The 24,045-nt window shown below is 73.4% G+C and carries 24 protein-coding genes and 1 pseudogene; 14 read left to right on the plus strand and 11 right to left on the minus strand.

Annotation, left to right across the window (positions count from 1 at the left end):
• Positions 1-70 precede the first annotated feature (70 nt).
• From IT780_RS10935 to IT780_RS10960, 6 genes are all read left to right on the plus strand, one after another.
• Complete coding sequence (locus tag IT780_RS10935) at positions 71-445, plus strand: YchJ family protein (protein WP_307831149.1); 375 nt, start codon at positions 71-73, stop codon at positions 443-445.
• A gap of 43 nt (positions 446-488) precedes the next feature.
• The gene (gene kynA, locus IT780_RS10940) at positions 489-1,346 is read left to right on the plus strand and encodes a tryptophan 2,3-dioxygenase (protein ID WP_199511326.1); all 858 of its coding nucleotides are present in this window, start codon (positions 489-491) and stop codon (positions 1,344-1,346) included.
• Complete coding sequence (gene kynU, locus IT780_RS10945; RefSeq protein ID WP_199511327.1) at positions 1,343-2,572, plus strand: kynureninase; 1,230 nt, start codon at positions 1,343-1,345, stop codon at positions 2,570-2,572. The genes kynA and kynU overlap by 4 nt, the downstream gene beginning before the upstream one ends.
• A complete protein-coding gene (locus IT780_RS10950) occupies positions 2,569-3,558 on the plus strand; it encodes an amidohydrolase family protein (RefSeq protein WP_307831130.1) in 990 nt (329 codons plus the stop codon). The genes kynU and IT780_RS10950 overlap by 4 nt, the downstream gene beginning before the upstream one ends.
• Before the next feature lie 98 nt (positions 3,559-3,656).
• The gene (locus tag IT780_RS10955) at positions 3,657-4,454 is read left to right on the plus strand and encodes an SDR family oxidoreductase (RefSeq protein ID WP_233412526.1); all 798 of its coding nucleotides are present in this window, start codon (positions 3,657-3,659) and stop codon (positions 4,452-4,454) included.
• A gap of 57 nt (positions 4,455-4,511) precedes the next feature.
• The gene (locus IT780_RS10960) at positions 4,512-5,348 is read left to right on the plus strand and encodes a serine hydrolase domain-containing protein (RefSeq protein WP_372443675.1); all 837 of its coding nucleotides are present in this window, start codon (positions 4,512-4,514) and stop codon (positions 5,346-5,348) included.
• Here IT780_RS10960 and IT780_RS43435 read toward each other — a convergent pair.
• Positions 5,302-6,257, minus strand: a pseudogene (locus tag IT780_RS43435) (helix-turn-helix domain-containing protein). The gene IT780_RS10960 and the pseudogene IT780_RS43435 sit on opposite strands and share 47 nt — an antisense overlap.
• A 102-nt stretch (positions 6,258-6,359) precedes the next feature.
• Here IT780_RS43435 and IT780_RS10970 point away from each other — a divergent pair.
• A complete protein-coding gene (locus IT780_RS10970) occupies positions 6,360-7,373 on the plus strand; it encodes an alcohol dehydrogenase catalytic domain-containing protein (RefSeq protein ID WP_199511329.1) in 1,014 nt (337 codons plus the stop codon).
• Here IT780_RS10970 and IT780_RS10975 read toward each other — a convergent pair.
• A complete protein-coding gene (locus IT780_RS10975; RefSeq protein ID WP_199511330.1) occupies positions 7,349-8,404 on the minus strand; it encodes a Gfo/Idh/MocA family protein in 1,056 nt (351 codons plus the stop codon). The genes IT780_RS10970 and IT780_RS10975 overlap by 25 nt on opposite strands.
• 130 nt (positions 8,405-8,534) lie before the next feature.
• Between IT780_RS10975 and IT780_RS10980 the strand changes: the two genes are divergently transcribed.
• Positions 8,535-9,374 carry a methyltransferase domain-containing protein gene (locus IT780_RS10980; protein WP_199511331.1) on the plus strand — a complete coding sequence of 280 codons (840 nt, stop codon included), beginning with the start codon at positions 8,535-8,537 and terminating at the stop codon, positions 9,372-9,374.
• Positions 9,375-9,376: 2 nt separating this feature from the next.
• Entirely contained in the window at positions 9,377-9,751 is a 375-nt protein-coding gene (locus IT780_RS10985; RefSeq protein ID WP_199511332.1) for a DUF2255 family protein, read from the plus strand.
• A 4-nt stretch (positions 9,752-9,755) separates the two neighbouring features.
• Here IT780_RS10985 and IT780_RS43045 read toward each other — a convergent pair whose 3' ends face one another.
• Positions 9,756-10,646 carry an AraC family transcriptional regulator gene (locus IT780_RS43045; RefSeq protein WP_199511333.1) on the minus strand — a complete coding sequence of 297 codons (891 nt, stop codon included), beginning with the start codon at positions 10,644-10,646 and terminating at the stop codon, positions 9,756-9,758.
• A 107-nt stretch (positions 10,647-10,753) separates the two neighbouring features.
• On the opposite strand from IT780_RS43045, the gene IT780_RS10995 reads away from it, so the two are divergent.
• Complete coding sequence (locus IT780_RS10995; protein ID WP_199511334.1) at positions 10,754-11,815, plus strand: acyl-CoA dehydrogenase family protein; 1,062 nt, start codon at positions 10,754-10,756, stop codon at positions 11,813-11,815.
• Here the strand turns inward: IT780_RS10995 and IT780_RS11000 are convergent.
• The 6 genes from IT780_RS11000 to IT780_RS11025 all read right to left on the minus strand — a co-directional run bounded on the left by IT780_RS11000 (position 11,812) and on the right by IT780_RS11025 (position 18,589).
• A complete protein-coding gene (locus IT780_RS11000; protein WP_199511335.1) occupies positions 11,812-12,477 on the minus strand; it encodes a YqeB family protein in 666 nt (221 codons plus the stop codon). The genes IT780_RS10995 and IT780_RS11000 overlap by 4 nt on opposite strands.
• An 80-nt stretch (positions 12,478-12,557) precedes the next feature.
• Positions 12,558-13,667 carry a lactonase family protein gene (locus IT780_RS11005; protein WP_199511336.1) on the minus strand — a complete coding sequence of 370 codons (1,110 nt, stop codon included), beginning with the start codon at positions 13,665-13,667 and terminating at the stop codon, positions 12,558-12,560.
• A 42-nt stretch (positions 13,668-13,709) separates the two neighbouring features.
• Complete coding sequence (locus IT780_RS11010) at positions 13,710-15,212, minus strand: glycoside hydrolase family 130 protein (protein ID WP_307831132.1); 1,503 nt, start codon at positions 15,210-15,212, stop codon at positions 13,710-13,712.
• Positions 15,209-16,291 carry a glycosyltransferase gene (locus tag IT780_RS11015; RefSeq protein ID WP_199511337.1) on the minus strand — a complete coding sequence of 361 codons (1,083 nt, stop codon included), beginning with the start codon at positions 16,289-16,291 and terminating at the stop codon, positions 15,209-15,211. Before IT780_RS11015 ends, IT780_RS11010 begins: the two co-directional genes overlap by 4 nt.
• A complete protein-coding gene (locus IT780_RS11020; RefSeq protein WP_199511338.1) occupies positions 16,288-17,439 on the minus strand; it encodes a glycosyltransferase in 1,152 nt (383 codons plus the stop codon). The genes IT780_RS11015 and IT780_RS11020 overlap by 4 nt, the downstream gene beginning before the upstream one ends.
• 148 nt (positions 17,440-17,587) lie before the next feature.
• Complete coding sequence (locus IT780_RS11025; protein ID WP_199511339.1) at positions 17,588-18,589, minus strand: glycosyltransferase family 4 protein; 1,002 nt, start codon at positions 18,587-18,589, stop codon at positions 17,588-17,590.
• 60 nt (positions 18,590-18,649) lie between these two features.
• On the opposite strand from IT780_RS11025, the gene IT780_RS11030 reads away from it, so the two are divergent.
• The gene (locus tag IT780_RS11030; protein WP_199511340.1) at positions 18,650-20,350 is read left to right on the plus strand and encodes an alpha-glucosidase; all 1,701 of its coding nucleotides are present in this window, start codon (positions 18,650-18,652) and stop codon (positions 20,348-20,350) included.
• On the opposite strand, the gene IT780_RS11035 is transcribed toward IT780_RS11030, so the two are convergent.
• Together IT780_RS11035 and IT780_RS11040 are read right to left on the minus strand one after the other, a co-directional pair.
• Positions 20,340-20,486, minus strand: coding sequence for a hypothetical protein (locus tag IT780_RS11035; protein ID WP_199511341.1), 147 nt, complete (start codon positions 20,484-20,486; stop codon positions 20,340-20,342). The genes IT780_RS11030 and IT780_RS11035 overlap by 11 nt on opposite strands.
• A gap of 60 nt (positions 20,487-20,546) precedes the next feature.
• Positions 20,547-22,157 carry a CocE/NonD family hydrolase gene (locus IT780_RS11040; protein WP_199511342.1) on the minus strand — a complete coding sequence of 537 codons (1,611 nt, stop codon included), beginning with the start codon at positions 22,155-22,157 and terminating at the stop codon, positions 20,547-20,549.
• Between the two features lie 47 nt (positions 22,158-22,204).
• Here IT780_RS11040 and IT780_RS11045 point away from each other — a divergent pair, with 47 nt between their 5' ends.
• The 3 genes from IT780_RS11045 (at position 22,205) to IT780_RS11055 (ending at position 23,979) form a co-directional block, all read left to right on the plus strand.
• A complete protein-coding gene (locus tag IT780_RS11045) occupies positions 22,205-22,834 on the plus strand; it encodes a TetR/AcrR family transcriptional regulator (protein ID WP_199511343.1) in 630 nt (209 codons plus the stop codon).
• A gap of 9 nt (positions 22,835-22,843) precedes the next feature.
• Complete coding sequence (locus tag IT780_RS11050; protein WP_199511344.1) at positions 22,844-23,335, plus strand: TspO/MBR family protein; 492 nt, start codon at positions 22,844-22,846, stop codon at positions 23,333-23,335.
• A gap of 215 nt (positions 23,336-23,550) precedes the next feature.
• A complete protein-coding gene (locus IT780_RS11055) occupies positions 23,551-23,979 on the plus strand; it encodes a PPOX class F420-dependent oxidoreductase (protein WP_199511345.1) in 429 nt (142 codons plus the stop codon).
• The last annotated feature ends 66 nt before the right edge of the window (positions 23,980-24,045 follow it).

The raw sequence follows: 24,045 nt of genomic DNA on the forward strand, positions 1-24,045 counted from the left end.
CAAACGTGCGACGCGGCGCCGGCCGGCGGGTGTGGGTGGGTTCGAGGAGGGGCGGGCCTGTCCCTGCGGGCTGGGGCAGGCGTACGGGGAGTGTTGCGGTCCCGCTCATCAGGGGCGGGCGCCCGCGACGGCCGAGGCCCTGATGCGCTCCCGGTACGCCGCTTTCGTGCTCGACGACGCCGCGTACGTGCTGGCCTCGTGGCATCCGCAGACCCGGCCGGCGTCCGTCGAGCCGGATGCGCAGCTGCGCTGGACCGGGCTGGACGTGCTGGAGTCCAGCGGCGGCGGGATGTTCGACGCCGAGGGTGTGGTGGAGTTCCGGGCGCACTACCGCGACGGCGGCCGGCCCGGGGAGATGCGTGAGCGGAGCCGGTTCGTCCGCCACGACGGTCAGTGGGTGTACTGGGGTCCGATCCTTACCGACGGGACCCTCGCCAACATCTGACCTCGTGTGATCTGCTGCAAGGGATCATTCGAGGAGGAGCATCGTGGCGCCGAATCAGCGGCCGCTGGAGTCCGGGATCGTCCGCGACTTCAGGGTCAACCTGTCGTACGGGAAATATCTGCATCTCGACGAGATCCTGTCCGCGCAGCACCCGGTCAGCGTGCCGGAGCACCACGACGAGCTGCTGTTCATCCTGCAGCACCAGACGTCGGAGCTCTGGCTGAAGCTGGTGCTGCACGAGCTGCGGGAGGTGCGGCGCCGGCTCGCCGCCGACGAGCTGCGTCCCGCGCTCAAGGGGATGGCCCGGGTCAAGCACATCCAGCGCTGCCTCACCGAGCAGTGGTCCGTGCTGGCCACGCTCACCCCGAGCGAGTACGCCGAGTTCCGCAGCTTCCTGGGTACGTCGTCGGGCTTCCAGTCGTACCAGTACCGGGCGGTCGAGTTCACGCTCGGTAACAAGGACCGGCGGATGCTGAAGATCTTCGACGACGACCCGGCCGCGCAGGCGATGCTCACCGAGGCGCTGGAGACGCCGAGCATCTACGACGAGTTCCTGCGCTTCCTCGCCCGTGCGGGCCACGCGGTGCCGCACGCGCTGCTGGACCGCGACGTGACCCAGCCGTGGACGATGCACGCCGACCTCGTGCCGGTCTTCCAGGCGATCTACGAGCACAAGGACAAGTACTGGGAGGCGTACGAGGCCTGCGAGGAGCTCGTGGACCTCGAGGAGAACTTCCAGCTGTGGCGGTTCCGGCACCTCAAGACGGTGGAGCGCACAATCGGCTTCAAGCGCGGCACCGGCGGCTCCAGCGGCGTGAACTTCCTGCGCCAGGCGCTGGACATCGAGTTCTTCCCCGAGCTGTACGCCGTCCGCACCGAGATCGGGGAGCCGGCCCGGTGACCGACGACCTGCTGGAACGCGCCGCGGCCCTGGACGCCGCCGACCCGCTCGCGCCGATGCGGGAGCGGTTCCTCGCGCCGGACGACTTCGACGTCGTCTCGTACCTGGACGGCAACTCGCTCGGCCGCCCGCTGCGGGCGACCGCGCAGCTGATGGAGGAGTTCATCCGCGAGCAGTGGGCGGGCCGGCTCATCCGGGGCTGGACCGACGGCTGGCTGGAGTGGCCGGAGCGGCTCGGCGACCGGCTGGGCGCTGTGGCGCTGGGCGCGGCGGCCGGGCAGACCGTCATCGCCGACTCCACCACCGTGCTGCTCTACAAGCTGGTCCGCGCGGCGGTGGACGCCCGGCCGGGGCGCCGGACGATCGTGCTGGACACCGACAACTTCCCCACCGACCGGTACGTGTGCGAGGCGGTCGCCGCCGAGCGCGGTGTGGAGCTGGTGTGGATCGAGACCGACCCGGCCGCCGGCATCACCGCCGAGCAGGTCGCCGAGGTGGTCGGCGAGGACACCGCGCTGGCGCTGTTCAGCCATGTCGCGTACCGCTCGGGCTGGGTCGCCGACATGGCGGAGATCAACCGGGTGGCGCACGCCGCCGGCGCGCTGACCCTGTGGGACCTGAGCCACTCGGCAGGCTCGGTGCCGGTCGAGCTGGACGCGTGGGGTGCGGACCTGGCCGTCGGGTGCACCTACAAGTACCTCAACGGGGGCCCGGGCGCGCCGGCGTTCGCCTACCTGCGCGCGGAGCTGCGGGACGAGGTGCGGCAGCCGATCTGGGGCTGGATGGGCCATCGCGCGTCGTTCGAGATGGGCCCGGGGCACGAGCCCGCGCCGGGCGCCCGGGCGCTGCTCAGCGGCACCCCGCCGATCCTGGCCATGGTGCCGTTGCACGCCAACCTGGACCTGCTCGCCGAGGCCGGCATCGAGGCGGTACGGGAGAAGTCGCTGCTGCTGACCGGCTACGTGCTCGACGTGGCGGACCGGTGGTTGGCGCCGCTGGGCGTGACGGTGGCGGGCCCGCGGGACCCCGGGCGTCGCGGCGGCCACGTGACGTTGCGGCGTCCCGGTTTCCAGCAGCTGCTCGAGCCGCTGTGGGACAGCGGGGTCATCCCCGACTACCGGCGCCCCGACGGGCTGCGGATCGGCCCGGCACCGCTGAGCACCAGCTTCGCCGAGCTCCACCGCGGGCTGGAGGTTCTGCGCGAGCTGGTCGAGAAGCAGCCGTGACCTGGCTGGTCCCGGATTCCCTCTGGTGGGACGGGCGGCTGCGGACGGGCGTGGCGCTGCGGGACGGCCGGGTCGTCCCGCTCGCCGACGTGCCGCCCGGCGAGGAGCGGCTGCGGCTGCCCGGCACGGTGCTGCCCGGGCTCGGCGACGCGCACGTGCACTCGGCGCTCGTCGACGTGCCGACCCTGCGCGCCGGCGGGCTCGCGTACGTGTGGGACCTCGGCGGGGTACCGGGGAAGGTCGCGGCGCTGGCGGCCCGCCATCCCTGGGTCCGCTATGCGGGCCCGTTCCTGACCGCTCCCGGCGGCTACCCGACAGACCGGGCGTGGGCGCCCGCCGGAAGCTGCCGCGAGCTCCGCTCGGCCACCGACGCGGGCGACGCCGTCGGCGAGGCGCACGCCGCGGGTGCGACGCTGATCAAGGTCACCGCACACGCCGGCGGTCCGCTGCTGCCGGCGGCCACGCTGCGGGCGGTGGTCGCGGCGGCGCACGCGTTCGGGCTGCCGGTCGTCGTGCACGCCGAGGGGCCCGGGACGGTGGAGGCGGCGTACGAATCGGGGGCGGACCTGCTCGCGCACACGCCGTGGACCGAGGAGCTCGACGACGGGCTCACGCGCGACTGCGCCGGCCGGATGACGTGGATCAGCACGCTCGACATCCACGGGTGGGGCACCCCCACCCCGGCGCGGGGCACGGCGATCGCCAACCTCCGGCGTTTCCTCGGGTACGGCGGAAAGCTCCGGTACGGCACCGACCTGGGCAACGGGCCACTGCCACCTGCCATCAACCCCCGGGAGTTGCGCGCCCTGCAGGAGGCCGGACTGACCCCGCAGGATGTCCTGGCGGCGATGACCGAGCCGGGCCGCCCGGAGCTCAGCTGGCTCCCCGCCGGGCTGGACCTCGACCCGGCCACGTTCGCCGAATCCCTCGCGACCGCCCGGGTCCTCGGTCCGGAGGTCCGCCCCCGGCATATCGTCGGACAGTGAACCTTTTTCAACCTGGCATCGAGCCTGACACTGCCGGGCCGTCGACATCTGGCGGTCACTGCCGACCTCGCCACGTTGAAAAAAGTTCAATGACGGCAATGATCGCGGTCAGCGGGGCCACCGGCCGGCTGGGCCGCCGGGTCGCGGCCCGCCTGGACCGGCCCCAGCGCCTCCTCGTCCGCGACCCCGCGCGGGCACCGCAGGTCCCCGGCGCGGAGGTGGCCCGCGCCGAGTACGCGGACTTCGCCGCCGTCCGCGCCGCGCTCGAGGGCAGCACGACGGCGCTCATGGTGTCGGCGTCCGAGACGCCCGACCGGGTGGACCGGCACCGCACCTTCGTCGACGCCGCCGCGGCCGCCGGCGTGCGCCACCTCGTCTACACCTCGTTCGTCGGCGCGGCCCCCGACGCCACGTTCACGCTCGCCCGCGACCACTGGGCGACCGAGGAGCACATTCGCGCCTCGGGGCTGGGCTTCACGTTTCTGCGGGACAACCTCTACGCCGACTTCGTGCCGCTGATGGTGGGCGAGGACGGCGTGATCCGCGGTCCCGGCGGTGAGGGCCGGGCGGCGGTGGCGGCCCAGGACGACATCGCCGACGCGATCGTCGCGGTGCTGCGTGACCCGGCCGCGCACGCCGGGCGGACGTACGACCTCACCGGGCCGCAGGCGCTCACCTTCGCCGAGATGGCCGCGACCGTCGGCGCCCGCTTCCACGACGAGACGCTCGAGGAGGCGTACGCGTCCCGCGCCCGTTACGGCGCGCCGGGCTGGCAGGTGGACGCGTGGGTGAGCACGTACACGGCGGTGGCGGCCGGCGAGATGTCCACCGTGGACCCCGCGATCGAGCAGCTCACCGGTCGGCCGGCCCGGACGCTGGCGGAAGTGGTCGGTTAGGGTCGGCCCATGATGCACGGGGGGATGGTGCTGCTCAAGCGGGGCAGCGAGGTCGTGATCGGGCAGGAGTCGCCGCTTCGCTACCAGCTCGCCTCGGTGAGCAAGCAGTTCACCGCCACCGCCGTGCTGCTGCTCGCCCAGGACGGCCTGCTGCACCTCGACGACCCGCTCGACCGGTGGATCCCCGGCTGGCCCGGCGTCACGCTGCACCACCTGCTCAACCACACCTCCGGCATCGGCCACTGGCGTGACTACCCGATGATCGACCTGGGGGCGCGGGTGGAGCCCGGCGAGCTGCTCGAGACGTTCCGCTCGGTTCCGCCGCTGTCCGCCCCCGGGGCGCGGTGGGCGTACAGCAGCCCCGCGTACGTGCTCGCCGCGCACGTCGTCGAGCGGGTCGCCGGGACGCCGTACCGGGAATTCCTGGACCGCCGCATCTTCGTGCCGGCCGGGCTGGCCGGCACCTTCGCCGGGTCGCCGGGCGACCGGCCCGACATCGCCCCCGGGCACGACGCGCAGGGCGCCCCGATGCCGTCCTGGGACCTGGACGTCGTCGGCATGGGCGCCGGCGACGTCTGGTCCACGACCACCGACATGATCCACTGGATGGACCTGCTGCGCGCCGGTGCCCTGCTGGGCGAGCCGTGGCGCACGCTGATGACCACTGAGCGGGCCGTCGCCGACCCGGCCGACGAGCGTTCGCACGGCTACGGGTACGGCTGGTTCGTCGGCTCCTACAACGGCGAGCCCTGGTTCCACCACGACGGGCAGAACGCGGGCTACAAGACGTTCGCCGCGTGCCTTCCGGACTCCGGCCGGCGCCTCGTGGTGCTCGTCAACACCGACGCTATGGACGCTTCCTCGCTGCGCCATCTGTGGCAGACGCTGCTGTAGGCCGGGCCGTCTCGGCGCTCCACTGCGCCAGCAGCCGCAGCGCGGTGTGCGCGGGCGTGCCGCTCGCCGCCGTGTAGACGAACAGCGTCTGGTCGGCGTCGTCCGGCAGGGTCAGCGCCTGGTAGGTGAGCGTCAGGTCGCCGACGACGGGATGGTGGTAGCGCTTGGTGCCGTTGCTGCGCGCGAGCACCCGGTGGTCGGCCCACCAGCGCCGGAAGTCCTCGTCCCGCACCGACAGCTCGCCGACCAGGGCGCCCAGGGCCGGATCGTCCGGGTGCCGGCCGGCGTCGAGGCGCAGCGTGGCGACCGTGTCCGCCGCGACGGCGGCCCAGTCGGGGTGCAGGTCGCGCGCGGCCGCGTCGAGGAAGACGAAGCGGGCGTAGTTGCGCTCCCGCGCCACGCCAGGAAGTCGCCCACGAGCGTGCGGGCGGTCCGGTTGATCGCCAGCACGTCCAGGCGCCGGCCCAGCACCAGCGCCGGGCTGACCGCCTCGTCCAGGGTCTCCAGCAGCTGGTAGGTGGCCGGGGCGACGCGCTGCGGGCGTACGGGCCGGCGGCGCCGGGCGGGCGTGGCGCGGGCCAGCGCGAACAGGTGGGCCCGTTCGGTGTCGTCGAGGCGCAGCGCGCGGGCGATCGCATCGAGGACGGCGTCGGAAGGGTTCAGGTTGCGGCCCTGCTCGAGCCGGACGTAGTAGTCGACGCTGATGCCGGCGAGCCGGGCGAGTTCCTCGCGCCGCAGCCCCGGCACGCGCCGGCCGCCGGCGGTGCCCGCGATCCCGTTCTCCTCCGGCCGCAGCCGGGCGCGCCGGGAACGCAGGAATTCCTTGAGTTCGGCATGCACCACGGGACCAGTATCCGGCCGTCGGCCACCGCCGCGGGAGCCGAAGGTGGGTCCGGCGTTCCTAGGCACAGCGGGGCTCGCCCGGAGGCCCCGGCGGCCCGTGCGGCGCGGTGTGATCGACGGGCGGCACCGACCGGTCGCCGCGAACCAGCGAGAACCACGAGGTGTGCCATGCCCACGATCCGATCCGCCGAGGTGGCCGAGCCCGGCGGCCCGTTCCGCATCGTCGAGCGCGAGCTGCCCGAGCCGGGGCCCGGCCAGGTACGGATCGCCGTCGAGGCGTGCGGGGTGTGCCGTACGGACGCGGCGTTCGTCGGCGCCGCCTTCCCCGAGGTGCCGTTCCCGCTCGTCCCCGGCCACGAGATCGCCGGCCGCATCGACGCCGTCGGCGCGGGCGTGCAGCAGTGGACCGTCGGCACCCGCGTCGCGGTCGGCTGGTTCGGCGGCAACTGCGGGATCTGCCGGAGCTGCCGGGAGGGCGACTTCATCCACTGCGAGCGCATCCAGGTGCCGGGGTGGGCGTACCCGGGTGGCTACTCGGAGGCGGTCGTCGTGCCCGCCACCGCCCCGGCCCGCATCCCCGACGCGATCAGCGCGGTCGAGGCCGCGCCGATGGGCTGCGCCGGCGTGGCGACGTTCACCGCGCTGCGCGGCAGCCGGGCCCGCGCCGGTGACCTCGTCGCCGTGCTGGGCCTCGGCGGGCTGGGACACCTGGCCGTGCAGTTCGCCGTCAAGCTCGGCTTCGAGACGGTGGTCGTGGCCCGCGGAGCGGACCGGGCCGAGGCGGCCACCCGGCTGGGCGCCCACCACTACGTGGACAGCACCGCCGGCGACGTCGCCGCGCGGCTGCAGGAGCTGGGCGGGGCCCGGGTGGTGCTCGCCACCGCCGGCGACTCCGCCGCGATGAGCGCCACCGTCGACGGGCTGCGTCCCGGCGGCGAGCTCGTCGTCGTGGGCGCCGACCCGGAACCGATCCGGGTGAGCCCGTTCCAGCTGATCGCGACGAGCCGGTCGGTGCACGGCCACCCGTCGGGCACCGCCCGCGAGGTCGAGGAGACGCTCGAGTTCGCCGCGCTGACCGGCATCCGGCCGATCACGCAGACCCGGCCGCTCGCCGAGGCCGGTGCCGCGTACGACCGGATGCTCGCCGGCGAGGCGCGTTACCGGGTCGTGCTCACGCCCTGAGGACGCTGGCCGAGGTCCACGGTCTCGCCGGTCGTGGCGCTCATCCGGGCCGCGTCCAGCACGTCCATGGCGCGTACCGAGTCCCACGGGTCGACCGGCAGCGGGCCCTCGCCGCGGACCGCCGCCGCGAACGCCGGGTGGAAGCTGTCCCAGCGGCCGCGCTCGCTGCGGACGGGCGCGCCCGTCTTGCCGCGGTAGAGGCGGCCCCAGGCGTGCTCGGGCTCCACGCCCCAGCGCTCGCCGAGGGCGGCCGGCGAGCGTCCCGCCTTCAGCATCGCCTCCTGGCCGTCGAGGCCGTCGACGATGTACGTGCCGGTCGTGCCGCTGACCCGGAACCGCGGGCCGGGTGCCGCCTGCCGGATGCTGCCCCACAGGTGCGACTCGACGCCGCTGTCGTGGTGCAGCGCCACGAACACGTCGCTGTCCAGCTCGCCGTCGTCGGTGCGCAGCTCCGCGTAAACCCGGGAGACCGGGCCGAACAGCACGTGCGCCTGGTCGACGAGGTGGGCGCCGAAGTCCAGCAGCGTGCCGCCGCCCGCGGCCTTGGGCCGGCGGTCCGGGTCCCAGCGCTCGAACCGGGACTCGAAGCGGCGCACCTCGCCGAGCGCCCCCTCGTCCATCAGCCGCCGCACGGTCAGGAAGTCGGAGTCGAAGCGGCGGTTCTGGTACACGGTCAGCGGCACGCCCGCCTCCTCGGCCAGCGTGACCACCTCCCGGGCGGCCTCCGCGTCGAGGGCGAACGGCTTGTCCACCACCACGGCGAGCCCCAGCCCGATCGCCTCCCGGGCGAGATCGGTGTGCGTGGCGGCCGGCGTGGAGATCACGACGGCCTCGGCGCCGGCGGCCGCCAGGTCGGCGATCGAGTCGTACGCGGGCACGTCCGGATACCCCTTCGCGAGCTCCGCCCGGCGCTCGGGGGAGCGGGTGACCACCCCCGTGAACTCGACGTCCGCGGCTGCCGCGAGCAGGGGAGCGTGGAAGATGCGCCCGCCCGAGCCGTACCCTGCCAGACCGATCCGTGTTGCCGTCATGTTGCGGATCTTACAAACCACGGTCCGCCACCGGCAGGGGGCGGCGGCCGCGACCACGCAAGGTGAACGGCTCGTGTCGGAAGGTTGACGAGCGCCCGCAGTCGCGGGATCAGCGAGCCACCATTGCGCCATGGAACCCGCACAGCTCGACCGCACCCCGTTCGCGGATCTCGACCGGATACCGCCCCACATGCTCGCGCTGATCGTCGGCGCGCTCGAGGCGATGTCCCGCCACCCCGAGATCCAGCGGGTCCGCCACACCGCCTGGCAGGCACTGCGCCCCGCGCCCGGCCAGCGGTTGCTGGACGCCGGCTGCGGCGCGGGCGACGTGGCCCGCGAGCTGGCCGCCGCGGTCGCCCCCGGCGGCGAGATCGTGGCGCTCGACTACTCCACCGCGACGCTGGCCGCCGCCCGGGAACGCCACACCGGCGGCGCCATCCGGTACGTGACCGGCGACGTGGCGGCGCTCGACTTCGACGACGAGACCTTCGACGGCGTCTGGTGCGAACGCGTCCTGCAGCACGTCGACGACGCGGACGCCGCGATCGGCGAGCTCGTCCGGGTGACCCGCACCGGCGGCCGGATCTGCCTGCTCGACACCGACTGGTCGTCGCTGGCCTTCGACGGCGTCGACGGCGCTTTGGCCGGCACGGTGGTCGGCCACATGCACGGCCGGCTCACCCCGAAACAGCTCGACATGGGCCGCACCCTGCGCCGCCGCCTGCTCGACCGCGGCCTGCACGACGTCACGGCGACCCCGGTCACCTGCTTCTTCGGCGACCCGGCCTCGGCGGCCGTGGTGCTGCCGATGGTCAACCCCGAGGTCCCGGAGGAAGCCTGGCCGACCCCGCCGGGGCTGCGCGACCAATGGCTGGGCCAGGTCGGCACGGCAGGCGACCGCGGCGACTTCCTCGCCGTCCTCACCATCTGGGTGGCCACCGCCACCGTCCAGCGGCCTGCTATGCATTGACCATGGCGAGCCGATGGACTGCTGAGGAGCTGCGGCTCGTGGATGCGGCGGGGGAGTTGGAGATCGCTGTGCGGCGGGCCGACGGGTCACTGCGGGGCTGGGTGCCGGTCTGGGTCGTGTGTGCCGGTGGTCAGGCGTACGTGCGGAGCTGGCACCGGCGGGACACCGGATGGTTCGGCGCGGCGCTGCGCTCCCGGCGGGCGCGGGTCCGGGTGCCCGGGTTCGAGGCCGACGTCACCGTCGAGGACCTCGGCGACTCGTCGGCGGACGTCACCGCCCGCGTGGACGCCGCGTACCGCACCAAGTACGGGTCCGGTGCCGGTTCCATGGTCACCGCTGAGGCCGCCGCCACCACGCTGCGGCTCGGTCCGGCGTAGGAGGTCAGCCGGCCTGGACGCTGCGGCGGAAACGGCCCGGAGGCAGGCCGTACTCGCGGCGGAAGGCGCTCGCGAAGGTGAACTCCGTCGAGTAGCCGACCCGCTGGGCGATCGCGGCGAGCGGGTCACGGGTCTCGCGCAGGAGGCGGGCCGCCGCGGTGAGCCGCCAGCCCGTCACGTACGCCATCGGGGGCTTGCCGACCAGCGCGGTGAAGCGGCGGACGAAGCCCGTACGCGACATGCCCGCGATGTCGCACAGCCGCTGGACCGTCCACTGTGTCTCAGGCTCGTCGTGGACGGCCCGCAGCGCCGCGGCGATCCCCGCGTCGGTGACCGCCGGCCAGTCGCCGCCGCCGGACCGGTCCTGCCAGCGGCGCAGCGCGTGCACGAGGATCAGGTCGAGCAGCGCCGCCCGGGTCGCCTCCGTGCCCGGCCGGTCCTCGGCCACGTCGTCGCGGAGCAGGGCCGTCATCGCGGGCAGGTGCGGATGGCTTTCGTCGTCCGGCGGGATCGCGACGACGTCGGGCAGGTCCCGGAGGAAGCGGTGGATCTGGCCACGGTCGAGCCGGTAGCAGCCACAGAGGAACTCGAAGTCGTACGGTGCCGGCCGCGGCGGTTCGGGACCCATGCTCGCCACCGGCAGGGAGGCGAGGGGGCGGGGCGCGTGGCTGAGACCGTGCTCGGCGCCGAACGGGGCGAGCACCACGGAGCCGGGCTCCAGCGCGACGCTGCTGCCGCCACGCGTGACTAGGAATCCGGTGCCGGCGAGGACGATGTGGAACCCGACGCCGACGAAGGGCGGGTAGCGGGCACCCCAGGCGCCGGACTCGGTGATGCGGCGCGCGGAGGCGCGGCCGGACCGGATGCTGCCGATCACCTCGCTGAGAATGTCCACGGCCGCAGGGTAGGCCGGGCGCGCCCGGCCCCGGAACGGCCGCGCATGAAGGTGGGCCGATGGCGCATGGTCCGCTTCCCCCGCGGCTGGTTGGGTCGATGGACGTGATGAGCGAAACCATCGGGGCCGGCCAGGCCCGCATCCTCCTGGCCAACGCGGCGAAGACCGAGCAGCAGGAGCGGCCGGCGGCCGAGAGCCTCGACGTCGCCCGGCGGGCCGGGGCGTTCGCGCTGCGGGTGCCCGAGCGGTTCGGCGGGACCTGGGCGGACGCGGCCACGACCGTACGGCGCCTCGCGGAGCTGGGCCGGTACTGCCCGGCCACGGCGTGGGTCGCCGGCACCTGCGTGACCGCCAAGACCTTCGTCGGGGACGTTTTCGGCGCCGAAGCTCCGGACGAGTTCTTCGCCGATCCGGAATCGCTGGCGTGCGGCTCCGGCCATCCGACCGCGACCGGGGTACGCGGCCCTGACGGCGTCCGCGTCGACGGGCGGTGGGCGTACGTGTCCGGCTGCGAGGACGCCGCGTGGGCCGGGCTCGCGGTGATGGTCGACGGGACGTACATGTTCGCGGCGATCCCCGCGTCGGACCTGAGCGTGGAGCGGACCTGGGACGCGGCCGGGCTGCGCGGCACGGGCAGCCACACCCTCGTCGCCCGCGACGTGCTGGTGCCGGAGGCCCGGATCCGTCCGGCGCGACCCCCGGGCCCCGCCCTGCACGTCTTCTACGGGACCACGGTCCTCGCCCCGCTGGTGGGCGCGGCGCGCGGCGCGCTCGACGTGACCGACGCGATGTTCGCCTCGGACCGCAAGCCGTCGATGACCGCGTACGCCCGGATGGGAGAGTCGCCGGCCGCACGGCAGTGGCTGGCCGAGGCGACCCTGCTGGTGGACCGCGCCGAGCGGACCCTGCTGGCGATCGCCGACGCGGCCGACGGGGGTGACGTCTCGCCGGCCGACCATGCGCGCCTGCACCTGGACATGGTGGACGCCGCCCGGGACTGCCGGGCCGCGGTGGAGCTGATGCTGGACCTGCACGGGGCGAGCGGCTTCGCGTCGGCGAACCCGCTGCAGCGGTACTGGCGCGACATCGCGGTCGGCAGCCGGCATGCGCACCTGCGGTCGTACATCGGGGTGGAGAGGTACGGCGAGGCCCTGGCCGGCACCGCTTAGGGAGCCTGGCGGAAGAACTGCCGCCGCTTCTCGTCGCGCAGGACGAAACCCAGCCGCGCCAGCTCCTGCCGGAGCTGCCGGGCGTCGTCGGTGTCGTGGTCGGCGAGGGCCTTCTGCCGGGCGGTGAGCAGCGCCTCGGCCTCGGCGGGCACGTCCGGCAGGCCGGGCACCCAGCGCCGATAGGAGGCCGCGTACGGGTCCTGAGCGGTCCAGGCCGCGCCGAACAGCTCCGCGAGCCGCTGTCCCCCGACGAGCAGCGGTTCGCGGGCCAGTTCGCGTCCGCTGCTTCCCAGCAGCACGAGCTCGTCGCGTTCGCGGTAGGCCACGGCGACCTCGGCGCGCGGCACGGTCCGGTGGACGCCGGGGTGGATCAGCACCACGTCCGTGCCGGTGATCCGTACGGTCAGCGACTCCTTGTCCACCAGCCAGGCCAGGGCCAGGCCGAGGAGCGTGCCCACCGCGACGGTGACGACGGTCGCCGCCGGCTCGGGCAGCCCGGCGGCGAACCGGAGTGGGCCGCGCAGGGGCACGAACGGGATGCGCAGGAGCCATCCGGGCAGCTCGTGCACCACCCAGCCGAGCCCGCCGCCGATCGCCGCCAGCCCCAGCCACACCGCCACCCGCAGCCCCGCCGGGGTCGCCACCGTCCGCTCGTCGATCACCCTCCGAGCATCGCGGGGGCGACCCCGGCGGCGATACGGCCGAGGGTCGCGGGCGGCCCGACCAAAGTCGATGCCGGGTGTCAGAGGAGGATCTGCGCGGCGCCCGGGACGGTGATCGAGCCGGCGACGGCGCCGGGAACGCCGCCGGAGACCGGGAGCCACGTGACGGTGCCCGAGCGCTGGTTGGCGACGTACAGCCACCGGCCGGCGGCGTCGAGGGCCAGGTGCCGGGGCCAGACGCCGCCGCAGGACGGTGCGGCCACCCGCTTCAGCTTGGCGCCGTTGCGGCCGACCGTGAAGACCCCCACGGTGTCGGTGCCGCGGTTGCTGACGTAGACGTGGGTGCCGTCGGGGGAGACAGCGATCTCGCCCGGGTAGTTGCGCACGCCGGTGGCGGGGGCGGCCGCGACGACCTGGCCCGGGGTCAGCTTGCCGTCGGCCCACGCGCACACGGTGATCGTCGAGTCGAGCTCGCCGGCCACGTACGCGACATCGCCGCCGGGGTGGAAGGCGAGGTGCCGCGGGCCGCTGCCGGGGGCCAGCGCGGCCCGGCTCACCTCGCTCAGCACGCCCGCCTGCGCGTCCAGCGTGTACGTGAACACCGTGTCGCGTCCCAGGTCGACCGCCAGCACGTACGTGCCGAGCGGGTCCACGACGACCTGGTGGGCGTGCGACTGCTGGTCCTGGGTGCCCTGGCGGCGGATGTCCGTGGCCGCCCCGACCGTGCCGTCCGCCCCGATCGGGTGGGTGACGACCGCGCCGCCGCCGTACAGCGACACGAACAGGAAGCTGCCGTTGGGGTGGACCGCGACGTGCGCGGGCCCGGCGCCGGTGGGCACGGTGTTGAGCACGCCCAGGTCCGGCGTGAGCGCGCTGACCGTGCCGTCGTCCCGCTCGCTGACCGCGTAGAGGATGCTGCCCGCGGGGCTCGCGGCCAGCCACGAGGGATCCGGCAGCACCGTCGTGGTGGCGTCCACGGTGGGCGCGCCGGTCGCCGGATCGAGGTGGCCGCGGGCGAGCCCGGGGCCACCCGCCGAGGTGTACGACCCGAGGTGGAAGCCGGCCGGCGGCGCCTCGTCGTCGGCGACGGCAGGCAGTGCGGTGACCGCGCCGGCCCCGGCGGCGGCGGTGACCGCGGCGACGCCGCCCAGCTTGAGCAGCCCGCGGCGAGAGGTCTTGATCCCATCCATGGCGCTCAATGTAGACGACCGAAATGTACGGTGCCGCGCGGGTCAGGGTACGACGATCATCGCGTCCAGGAGGCGGTCCATCGAGATGCTGGCGAAGCCCACACGGACGTCGCTGGCGCCGTACGGGAGCCAGAACCGCCCGTCGTGCACGAGCCCGCCGCAGGAGTAGACGACGTTGGGGACGTACCCCTCGCGCTCCTCCTCGTCGGGGTCCAGCAGGCCGAACGGCAGGTCGGCGAGCACCCGCTCGGGGTGCTCGAGGTCGAGCAGCATCGCGCCGATGGCGTACCGGCGCATCGGGCCGACCCCGTGGGTGAGCACCAGCCAGCCGGCCTCGGTCTCCACCGGGGACCCGCAGTTGCCCACCTGGATCAGGTCCCAGCCGCGGTGCGGCACGAGCAGCGGTACGGCCTCCTGCCACCGGTTGTTCTCGTCGCGCTCGCTGAGCCCCAGCGTCTCGCCGTCGGAGCGGCACAGCGCCAGGCACCGGCCGTTCACGGGCCGCGGGAACAGGGCCATGCCCTTGTTGCGGGCCGCCGGGCCGCGCAGCGCCGTCACCTCGAAGTGCCGCAGGTCGCGGGTGTGCAGCATGCGGCCGCCGATGTGCCGTCCGTCGTACGCGGTGTAGGTCGCCTGGTACGCGGTCCGCCCGTCCGGCTCGACGACCTGGACGAACCGGGCGTCCTCCATGCCGTTGCTCTCGGCCGGCGAGGCGGGCCACAGCACCCGCTGGTGCAGCGGCACGGCCGCGGGGAAGGTCACGGCGTAGTCCGCGGCCACGATCTCCCGCATCACCGCCAGCGTCTCGCCGGTGGTGGGCCGGGCCAGCAGCTCGCCCGGCATGTGGCCGAGGACGTCCTCGAACTCGTCGTCGGAGTAGCGCTCGGGCAGCGAGGCCAGCGTGGCGGCGGACAGCTCGTTGTCGAACTCCAGCTCCGCGAGGCCGGCGGCGAGCGCGTCGCGGTAGTGCCGGGCGCCGGTGCGTTCACCGATCATCAGCGGCCCGTCGCGGTCCTCGAGCCGGATGGTGTCGCCCGGGCCGAGCACCGCCGAGCAGAAGCCGATCGACGAGATGTGCCCCTCGCCGATCTGCCGCAGGCTGATCGCCACCCGCAGCTCGCCGGCCTCCAGGCCGCTCTGGTCGGGGTGCGCCACCATCGACGGGTTGCACAGCGCGGCGGCCTCGACCGAGAACTCGTGGCTGAAGTACGCGCCGATCAGCGACCGCGCGTTCGCCGACAGCTCGAGGTCGGGCGGCACCCGGTGCTGCACCAGCTCGTAGTGGTGGTGGAAGACGCCGAGCAGGTCGTGGTGCCGGCCGGCGAACCGGCTCAGCACCTCGTCGAGCAGGCGGGCGATCTCGTCCTCGTCGAGCTGCAGGATGCGCTCGATGAGGCTGGACGCGCGGTTCTGCACCAGCTGCGCGTCCTCGCCCGGCACGAACAGTTTGATCACCACGCGCCGCCCGTCCGGCTGCATCGTCAGCGGGTGGCGTACGGCGAGGGAGGAGGTGGACCGGGCTTGGGGGTCGAGAGTTGCGGTCACGCTAGGCCGCCTGACGGTCGGGTCGCGCTCCGGGCTGCCAACGCGCGGGCGTGCTGCAACGTGGAGACGAGCGCGAGAGTGGATTCGGCACCTTGGTTCAGATTAGGGCCATCCGGCGTCAATCCGTCATAGCCTCCACCCGTCAGGGGGTCGTACATGACGGATCCGGTGTCGTTGTCGCCCAGGAACCAGGCGATCGACCGCAGCAGCGGCGCCTCCCAGGCGTCGTCGCCGGTGACCGCCGCGGCGGTGGCGCAGGCGTCGGCGGTCGCGGCCACCTCGATGGGCTGCTGGTCGAAGCGGTGCCGCTCGGCGCCGGGCCGCCGGCCGCCCACCGGCACCACCGACAGGTGCCCGTCGTGCTGCTGCATCCGGCACAGCCAGCCGAGCATCCGCAGCCCGTCGGCGAGCAGCGGCTCGTCGCCGAGCAGGTCACCGGCCTGGATGAGCACCTCGGGCAGGGCCGGGTTGGCGTACGTCAGCTCGCGCTCGGGCCACACCCACCGCGGGTCGCCGCCGGGCAGCCCGATCACCGTCGCCGCGTCGGCGAGCAGTTGCGCCGCCTCGCCGGCCCGCGGGTCGGCGCGCAGCACCTCGGCGGCGCCCAGCCCGGCGAACGCCATCGCCCGTGGCCACGGCGAGCGCTGCCGCGCCACGATCGAGAACGCCGCCCGGGCCTCCTTGCGGATCCACCCGACGGTGCTGCGGCCCGCGGCCGTGCCGAGCCCCCACACGGCGCGGCCCCACCAGTCGCCGGTGCTCGGCTCGTCCAGCCAGCGACGGTCGTACGCCAGCCGGTTGCGTACCCGGCCGTCGGGCGCCGTCGCGTGGGTGAGGAACGCCAGGTACCGCTCGGCCAGCCCGACGACCAGGGCGGTCGGCTGGGGTTCCCGGCAGGCGACCAGCAGCCCCCGGGCCACGTCGTCGACGCAGTATCCGTGCTCCCGCCGCACGATGGCGTTGCGGGCGTGCTCGAGCAGGCCGGTGTCGTCGGAGAGCCGGGCGATGTGCGACCAGTTCGGCTCCGGCGCGTCGAGCATGGACAGCGGGGGCGGCACCAGCCGCAGGGTCACGCTCACGCCGGGACGGAGGTGGCTACGGGCGTACGGCCGGCGACGAGCCGCTGCGCGAGGTTGTGGTAGCGGGAGGCCACCGCCGGCCAGCGCAGGGTGGGTCCGCCGGTGAGCCCGGCGAGCCGGGTGGCCGTCCGGGGCCGCTGCAGCAGGTGCCGGATCGCCGTGGCCATGGCCTGCGGGTCCTGGTGCGGCACGAGCAGGCCCGGCCCGTCCGCGAGCAGCTCGACGGCGTGCGGGAACTCGGTGGCGACCACGGGCACGCCGGCGCCGACCGCCTCGATGAGCACGCCCGAGGTGACCTGCTCGGTGGAGTCGTACGGCAGCACCACCACGTCGGCCGAGCGGATCAGCCGGCTCAGCGCGGCCTGGTCGAGGTACACGTCCTCCCACCGCACCTGGTTCTCGACGCCGAGCTCGGCGGCCAGTTTCCGCAGGGACTCCCGGTAGACGTCGCCGTGCTGCTCGAGCACCTTGGGATGGGTCCGGCCGGCCACCGTGTACGCGGGCAGCGGGTCCAGGTCGTCGAGCTCGGCGAGTGCCCGCAGCGCCCACTCGATGCCCTTGCCGGGCCCCAGCAGTCCCCAGGTCAGCAGGTGCGGCACGGCTCCGGTCTCGCGCGGCGCGCTGGAGTGGCTGCCCGCCCCGTGCGGGATGACGGTCACCTTGCGAGGGTCGACCCGGTAGCCGGCGGTCAGCCGCGTGCGGGCGGTGTCGGTCATGGTGACCACCGCGTCGGCCGTGGCGGCGATGCGTTCCAGCACCGAGCGCTGGGTGGGCGACGGCGTGCTGAGCACCGTGTGCAGCACCACGATGGTCGGCACCTTCAGTGCGTCCAGCAGGGGGAGCACCTCGTCGCCGTCGACGCCGGGATAGATGCCGTACTCGTGCTGGACGATCGCGACGTCGAAGCGGTTGAGCGCGGTGGCGGCGGCGGGCCAGCCGCCGGGCGCGTCGGTGTGCCACGTGTGAACTACCCGGGGGGCCGTGTGGTCGACCTCGAGGCCGCCGCCGGCCGCGTCCGCGGACAGCAGCCGGACCACGCCGCTGCCGGGAGCGCCGCCGGTGAGGTGCGTGGCGAGCGCCGCATTGAAGGTGGCCAAACCGCATTGGGTCGGGGGATAGGTGCTGAGAAAGCCGTACGTGGCAGGCATGACAGGCCTTTCTGCTCAGGCGGCTGCCTCCCCGCAGCGCGGACCGGCGCACGCGGACGCGGAGCGTGTGCGCACGCTTCAGCTATTCTGCGGCGAATCCGAAAGAATGCCGCAATTCGGTAATGGGACATTAACAAGGAAGCTGATTTCAACCGACCAGTTCGCGGTAAATCCTCAGGTAGTCCTCGACCATCCGGTCCGCGCCGAAGCGGCTGCGGGCCCGTGCCCGGCACGCCGCCCGGTCCAGCCGGCCGATCCCGTCGACCGCGGCCACGGCCTGCTCGACGCCGTCGACGAGGCGGCCGGTGACGCCCTCGTCGACCACCTCCGGCATCGAGCCCTTCCGGTACGCGACCACGGGCGTCCCACAGATCATCGACTCCACGACCGACAGCCCGAACGGCTCCGCGAACCGGATCGGGTGCAGCAGCGCCGCGCAGCCGCCCAGGATGCGCGCGCGGTCCCCGGGCCCGACGGAGCCGAGATAGGACACGCGGTCCCCGTCGATGTGCGGCTCCACCCGCTCGCGGAAGTACGCCTCGTCCTGCACGATCCCGCACAGGGTCAGCCGCCGGCCGGCCAGCCGGGCGATCTCGATGGCCGCGTGCGTGCCCTTGTCCGGATGGATCCGCCCGAAGCAGACCAGGTCCTCGCCGCCGCCGGCGGAGAAGGGCAGGCCGTCGACGTCCACGCCGTGGTAGACGGTCGCGACGTAGTCCAGGTCCGGGCAGCGGTCGGCGTCCGAGATCGAGACGAAGGCCGACCGGGCCCGCCGGTACGCCGGCAGGATGGTCGCCCCGGAGAAGCCGTGCACCGTGGTGAGCATGGGCGCCCGGCAGTGGCCGGAGAACGCGAGCGGCAGCCAGTCGAGGTGGTTGTGGACGAGGTCGAACTCGCCGGAGCGCTCGAGGGCGTACGCGACGTGCAGCGCCTCCCACACCCGGCCGTCGATCTCCGGATCCTCCTCGTAGCCGCGCGCGACGACGCCGTCCAGCGTGGCCTTGGTGACGGAGTCGAGCGTGGCGAACAGCGTCACGTCCACGCCCCGCGCGGTCAGCCCCTCGGCGAGCAGGCTGGTGATCAGTTCCCACGGGCCGTAGTGGACGGGGGGCGTACGCCATGCGACCGGTCCGAGCAGCGCCACCTTCATGATCCTCAGTATGGGTCGTTACCCGTGTTTCGTCCGGGGTTCGCGTGTTAAAGAGGGACCATGGAGAACCCCTGGTGGCATCGGGCCGTCGTCTATCAGATCTATCCGCGCAGCTTCGCCGACGCCGACGGGGACGGCATGGGCGACCTGCGGGGCATCATCGACCACCTCGACCACATCGCGGGCCTCGGCGTGGACGTGATCTGGCTGTCGCCCATCTACCGGTCCCCGCAGGACGACAACGGGTACGACATCAGCGACTACCAGGACATCGACCCGGTCTTCGGCACCCTGGCCGACTTCGACGAGCTGCTCGCCGGCGTGCACGAGCGGGGCATGCGGCTCGTGATGGACCTGGTCGTGAACCACTCCTCGGACGAGCACCCCTGGTTCACCGAGAGCAGCTCCGGCACGGACAACCCGAAGCGCGACTGGTACTGGTGGCGGCCCGCCCGCGACGGCATGGAGCCGGGCACCCCGGGCGCGGAGCCGAACAACTGGGGGTCGGTCTTCGGCGGGTCCGCCTGGGAGTACGACCCCGCCACGCGCGAGTACTACCTGCACCTGTTCAGCCGCAAGCAGCCCGACCTCAACTGGGAGAACCCCGAGGTCCGCGAGGCCGTGTACGCGATGATGACCTGGTGGCTCGACCGGGGCGTGGACGGCTTCCGGATGGACGTCATCAACTTCATCTCCAAGGACCCCGCGCTGCCCGACGGCGCGGTACGGGCGGGTTCGGCGTACGGTGACGGCGGGCCGTCCTTCATCGACGGGCCGCGGATGCACGAGTTCCTGCGCGAGATGCACGAGCGCGTCTTCGCCGGGCGGGACAAGATGCTGACCGTCGGGGAGATGCCGGGCGTCACCGTGGCGGAGGCCGTGCGCTACACCGATCCGGCGCGGCGTGAGGTCGACATGGTCTTCGCCTTCGAGCACGTGGACGTCGACCGCGGCCCCGACCCGTGGACGCTCTACCCGCTGCAGCTCACCAAGCTCAAGGGCATCTTCGCGCGCTGGCAGGCGGGCCTGGCGGAGGTCGGCTGGAACAGCCTCTACTGGAACAACCACGACCAGCCGCGGGTGGTCTCCCGCTTCGGCGACGACTCACCGCAGTGGCGGGAGCGTTCGGCCAAGATGCTCGGCGCGGTGCTGCACCTGCACCGCGGGACGCCGTACGTCTACCAGGGCGAGGAGCTGGGCATGACCAACGCCCCGTTCGCGTCCATCGCCGACTTCCGCGACATCGAGGCGCTCGGGCACTACGCCCAGGCCGTGGATCACGAGGGGCGCTCGCCCGAGGACGTGCTGACCGTGCTGCGGGCCCGGGGACGGGACAACGCGCGGACGCCGATGCAGTGGGACGCCTCGCCGCACGCGGGCTTCACCACCGGCACACCGTGGCTGGCGGTGAACCCCAACCACACGGAGATCAACGCGGCCGCCGCGGCGAAGGACCCGGACAGCGTCTACCACTTCTACCGCCGGCTGATCGAGCTGCGCCACGAGGACCCGGTCGTGGTGTACGGCGACTTCACCATGCTGCTGCCCGACGACGAGCGCCTGTACGCCTTCACCCGCCGCCACGGCGACACCGAGCTGCTGGTGATCGGGAACTTCTCCGGTGAGCCGGCGCGGGCCGGGATCGACGACGCCGGGGCGTGGTCGTCGGCGGAACTGGTGCTGACGAACGCCCCGGCGCCGGCCGGTCTCGAGCTGGAGCCCTGGCAGGTGGTGGTCTACCGCCGCACGCTCACGCGGTGATGGTGTCCCACGAGAACGCGAGCAGGGCGAACGCGGCGCCGAGCAGCGCGAGGGAGACGCCCCGCGTCCCGATCGGCAGCGCGGCCAGCACGAGCAGGATGACCGCGACGATGTAGAAGAACGCCTGGATCGACATGAGAGCCTCGAATCTGTGGGGGAGGTGGCGGCGCCGCATGTACCCCTGAATCGAGATCTTTCAAACCACCGGCAGCGTGAGCACGGACGGGTGGTCCGGGCCGTGGTGCACGGTCGTCGTCGTGGCGACCAGGCGGGTGGCGGTCGCGAGCGGCTCCCCGGTGCCGTAGTTGCGGGCATATCGGGGATGCGCACCGCCGCTGACCTGCAGCCGGATCCGGTGCCCGGCGGCGAAGCGGTGCCCGGCCGCGCCGAGGGGGATGTGCACGACGTCCTCGTCGGCGTGGTCGGGCGTGAGCCGCACGAAGCCGTCGCACACGTTCGCCGAGCGGCCCTGCGGGTCCACGTCGCACAGGCGCACGAACAGGTCGAAGTGGCCGGTGCTGCCCGCCGCGTACAGGTCGGCTGAGGGCGTACCCATGATCTCCAGGGCCTCGGGCAACGGCCCGGTGGTGAAGGTCCGCACGTCCGGGCGCGCCTCCAGGCGCCGGTTGTCGCGCGCGCCGGCCGTGCGCGACTGCAGCTGCCCGGCGAACGAGGGCGTGGGGTCGCGCGGGTCGTAACGGAAGCTCGTCGTGCCGGCGGCGAGGTCCCCCAGGCGGCCGTCCGGCCGCAGATGGAACCGGGCCGGGGTGCTGAGTGGCGGCCATTCCGGCAGCTCACGCCACTCGTCGCCGATGTGCACCCGCACCTTTGCGGACCGCTCGCCCCGGCCGAGAAGGTGCACGCGCAGGTGGTCCAGCGCGTCGGCCGTCACCTCGACCCGGCCGCGGTCGAACATGGACGTGTGGGTCCAGGGGCCGATCATCAGCGTGGGTTCCCGGCCGGCGAGGCGCAGCCGGGCGTACTGCCGCAGGGTCTGGTCGAGCGCGAGGTCGTGCCAGCCGGTGACCAGGCTGACGGGCGCGGTCATCCGGTCCGCCGCCGGCCCGGCGTCGGCGCCGGCCCAGACCAGATCGTCCGGGTACGGGTGGCTCACCCAGTCCTCGAACTCCTGCCGCCGCCCCCCGAGCGCGCGCCGGTAGGAGTCGAGCAGCGGCACCCCGCGGACGGCGTGCCGCAGGTGCCGGGTCAGCCGCAGGAGCGCGCGCAGGTATGCCCCCGGCCCGGCCGCCTGGTGGAAGAACGCCGTCCCGCTGATCAGGGCCAGTTCGAGCCGGAACGTGCAGTGCCCGCCGGGGTGCATGCCGTCGTAGAAGTCGTGTACCGCCCCCTGCATGACCGCGGCGCGCCACTCCGGCGGAGGATCCAGCCCGAGCGCCCACTGCACATAGCTCAGGTAACTGGGACCGATCGTCGCGAATGCGCCCGGGAACCACTCCTGCTTGCGCATCCACTCGACCGTCGCCTGCCCGTCGGCGGCCTCGTTGCGCCACAGGTGGAACACGCCGCCGGATCCGCCGGTGCCGCGGGTGCTCTGGATCAGAACCCGGAACCCCTGCTCCGCGAACGCCGTGCCGAACAGCGAGTTCCACGGGAAGCCGCGGCCGTACGCGCTGCGCACCAGCAGGACGGGGCATTCCTCGTCGGTGACCGGTGCGTAGTGGTCGGTGACGAGGACGCTGCCGTCCGCGGCCGGCACCTCCAGGCCGGGCTCCCACTCGACGTCGCAGGGGGCGGACGCCCGGGTGCGCCGGCGCATCGCCCGCAGGAAAAATGGCAGTCGCTCCATCACCGCGTCCCTTTCCCGTACGTTGTACTGAAAATAGCATCCCGGAGGTGCCCGTGCCCAGAGGCCGCCCGCCCGCGCGTACCCGATCGCAGGTCGTCGCGGCCGCGATCGCCGTGGCCGACGCGGAGGGCCTGGACGCGCTGACCATGCGCCGGCTGGCCGCCGAACTGGGGGCCGGGCCGATGTCGCTGTACACGTACGTGCGCGACAAGGAGGAGCTGGTGGACCTGATGGTCGACCAGGTCAGCGAGTTCGACCCGGCGCTGGGCGAGCCGGACCTGCTCGGCCTGCTCGGCTGGCAGCGCGAGCTGATGCTGCGGCACCCCTGGATGCCCACCGCCCTGGGCAACCGGCGCCTCGGCGGCCCCAACACGCTCGGCTACCTGGAACGCGGGCTGACCGCCCTGGAGCCGACCGGCCTGCCGGGCGGAGCGAAGATGGAGATCCTCGCGCTGCTCACCGGCTTCGTCGCCAGCTACGTGACCAACGAGCTCGCCCAGGCGCGCGCCGGGGTCACCGACTCCGAACGGGTGCAGGAACATGTCGCCGCGCTGCGCGAGGCGGTCGCGAGCGGCGCGTACCCCCGGCTCGCCGCGGTGCTCGCCGAGGGGGGAGCGGTGGCGCCACCGGCTTTCGAGGACGTCGCCCGGCGCATGATCGCGGGTCTCGTCGGGTAGCTGTGGGGGATGAGCAGCCACGTCGCGTACCGGCCCGGACCCTCGCACCGCTCCTGGTGGGGCCTCGTCCCGTTCGGGCTCGCCGTCGCCGCCGCGGCGCTCATCGGCGGCCTGGGCGTGGCCGGCACGGCCGGCGAGTACCAGAGCCTCGACCGCCCGTCGTGGGCGCCGCCGTCGTGGCTGTTCGGCCCGGTATGGACCATCCTGTACGCGATGATCGCGGTGGCCGGCTGGCTGGTCTGGCGCCGCACCGGCTGGACCACGGCGCTCACCGTCTACGCGGTCCAGCTCGTGCTCAACGCGCTCTGGACACCCATCTTCTTCGGCTTCGGCCGGTACGGCCTCGCGCTGCTGGACATCGCGCTGCTGTGGCTGCTGATCGGAGCCACCGTGCTGCTGTTCCGCCCGGTGTCGCGGCCCGCCGCCTGGCTGCTCGTGCCGTACTGGGCGTGGGTCACCTATGCGACGGCGCTCAACGCGGCGATCTGGCACGCCAACTGACCCCCGCCTCATGCGCGCCATCCTCGGCGCCCGATGCTGAGAGTCCGCTGAGGACTCAGCGAGCCGCGGTGGCGGAACCTCCCCACGGCTACGAACCCATGCCTGGCCGGGCGCGGTCGTGCCACCAGTCAACAAGTAGCCGAGTTGAGTGCGACACTGAACGGCAGGAAGGAACTGCTCCACGCGGAAGGTGCCGACGGAAGGAGTGGAACGACATGTCGTTCACCAACGAAGAGATCGCATATCTTCGATCGCAGCCAGTTCTGCGACTCGCGACTCTTGGCGCCGACGAGCAGCCCGACGTGGTTCCCCTCGCCTTCGAATTCGACGGAGATTTCTTCTGGGTGGGAGGCTCCGCGCGCTCCGTGCTCGATACCCGCAAGTTCCGCAACGTCCAGGCCGGCAACCAGCGGGTCGCATTCGTGGTCGACGACATGGTGTCGTTCGATCCGTTCATCGCCCGTTCGATCCGGGTCTACGGGCGCGCCGAAGGGCCATACGAACGAGTCGGGATCGTGGGGCCAGGCATCTACATGCGCATCACCCCGAGCATTTCGTGGAGCTGGAACATGACGGGTGAACCCGTCGGCAGCACGTGGTACGAACCGAGGCGGACGATTCACCAGGCGCCAGGAGACAAATAGACTTCGGAGCGCGACCGCCTCGCATACCGCACGCGCGAACGCCCTGAACTGCCGCATACAACGCGC

The organism is Nucisporomicrobium flavum (assembly GCF_016464385.1).
GTDB classification, from domain to species: domain Bacteria; phylum Actinomycetota; class Actinomycetes; order Mycobacteriales; family Micromonosporaceae; genus Actinoplanes; species Actinoplanes flavus_A.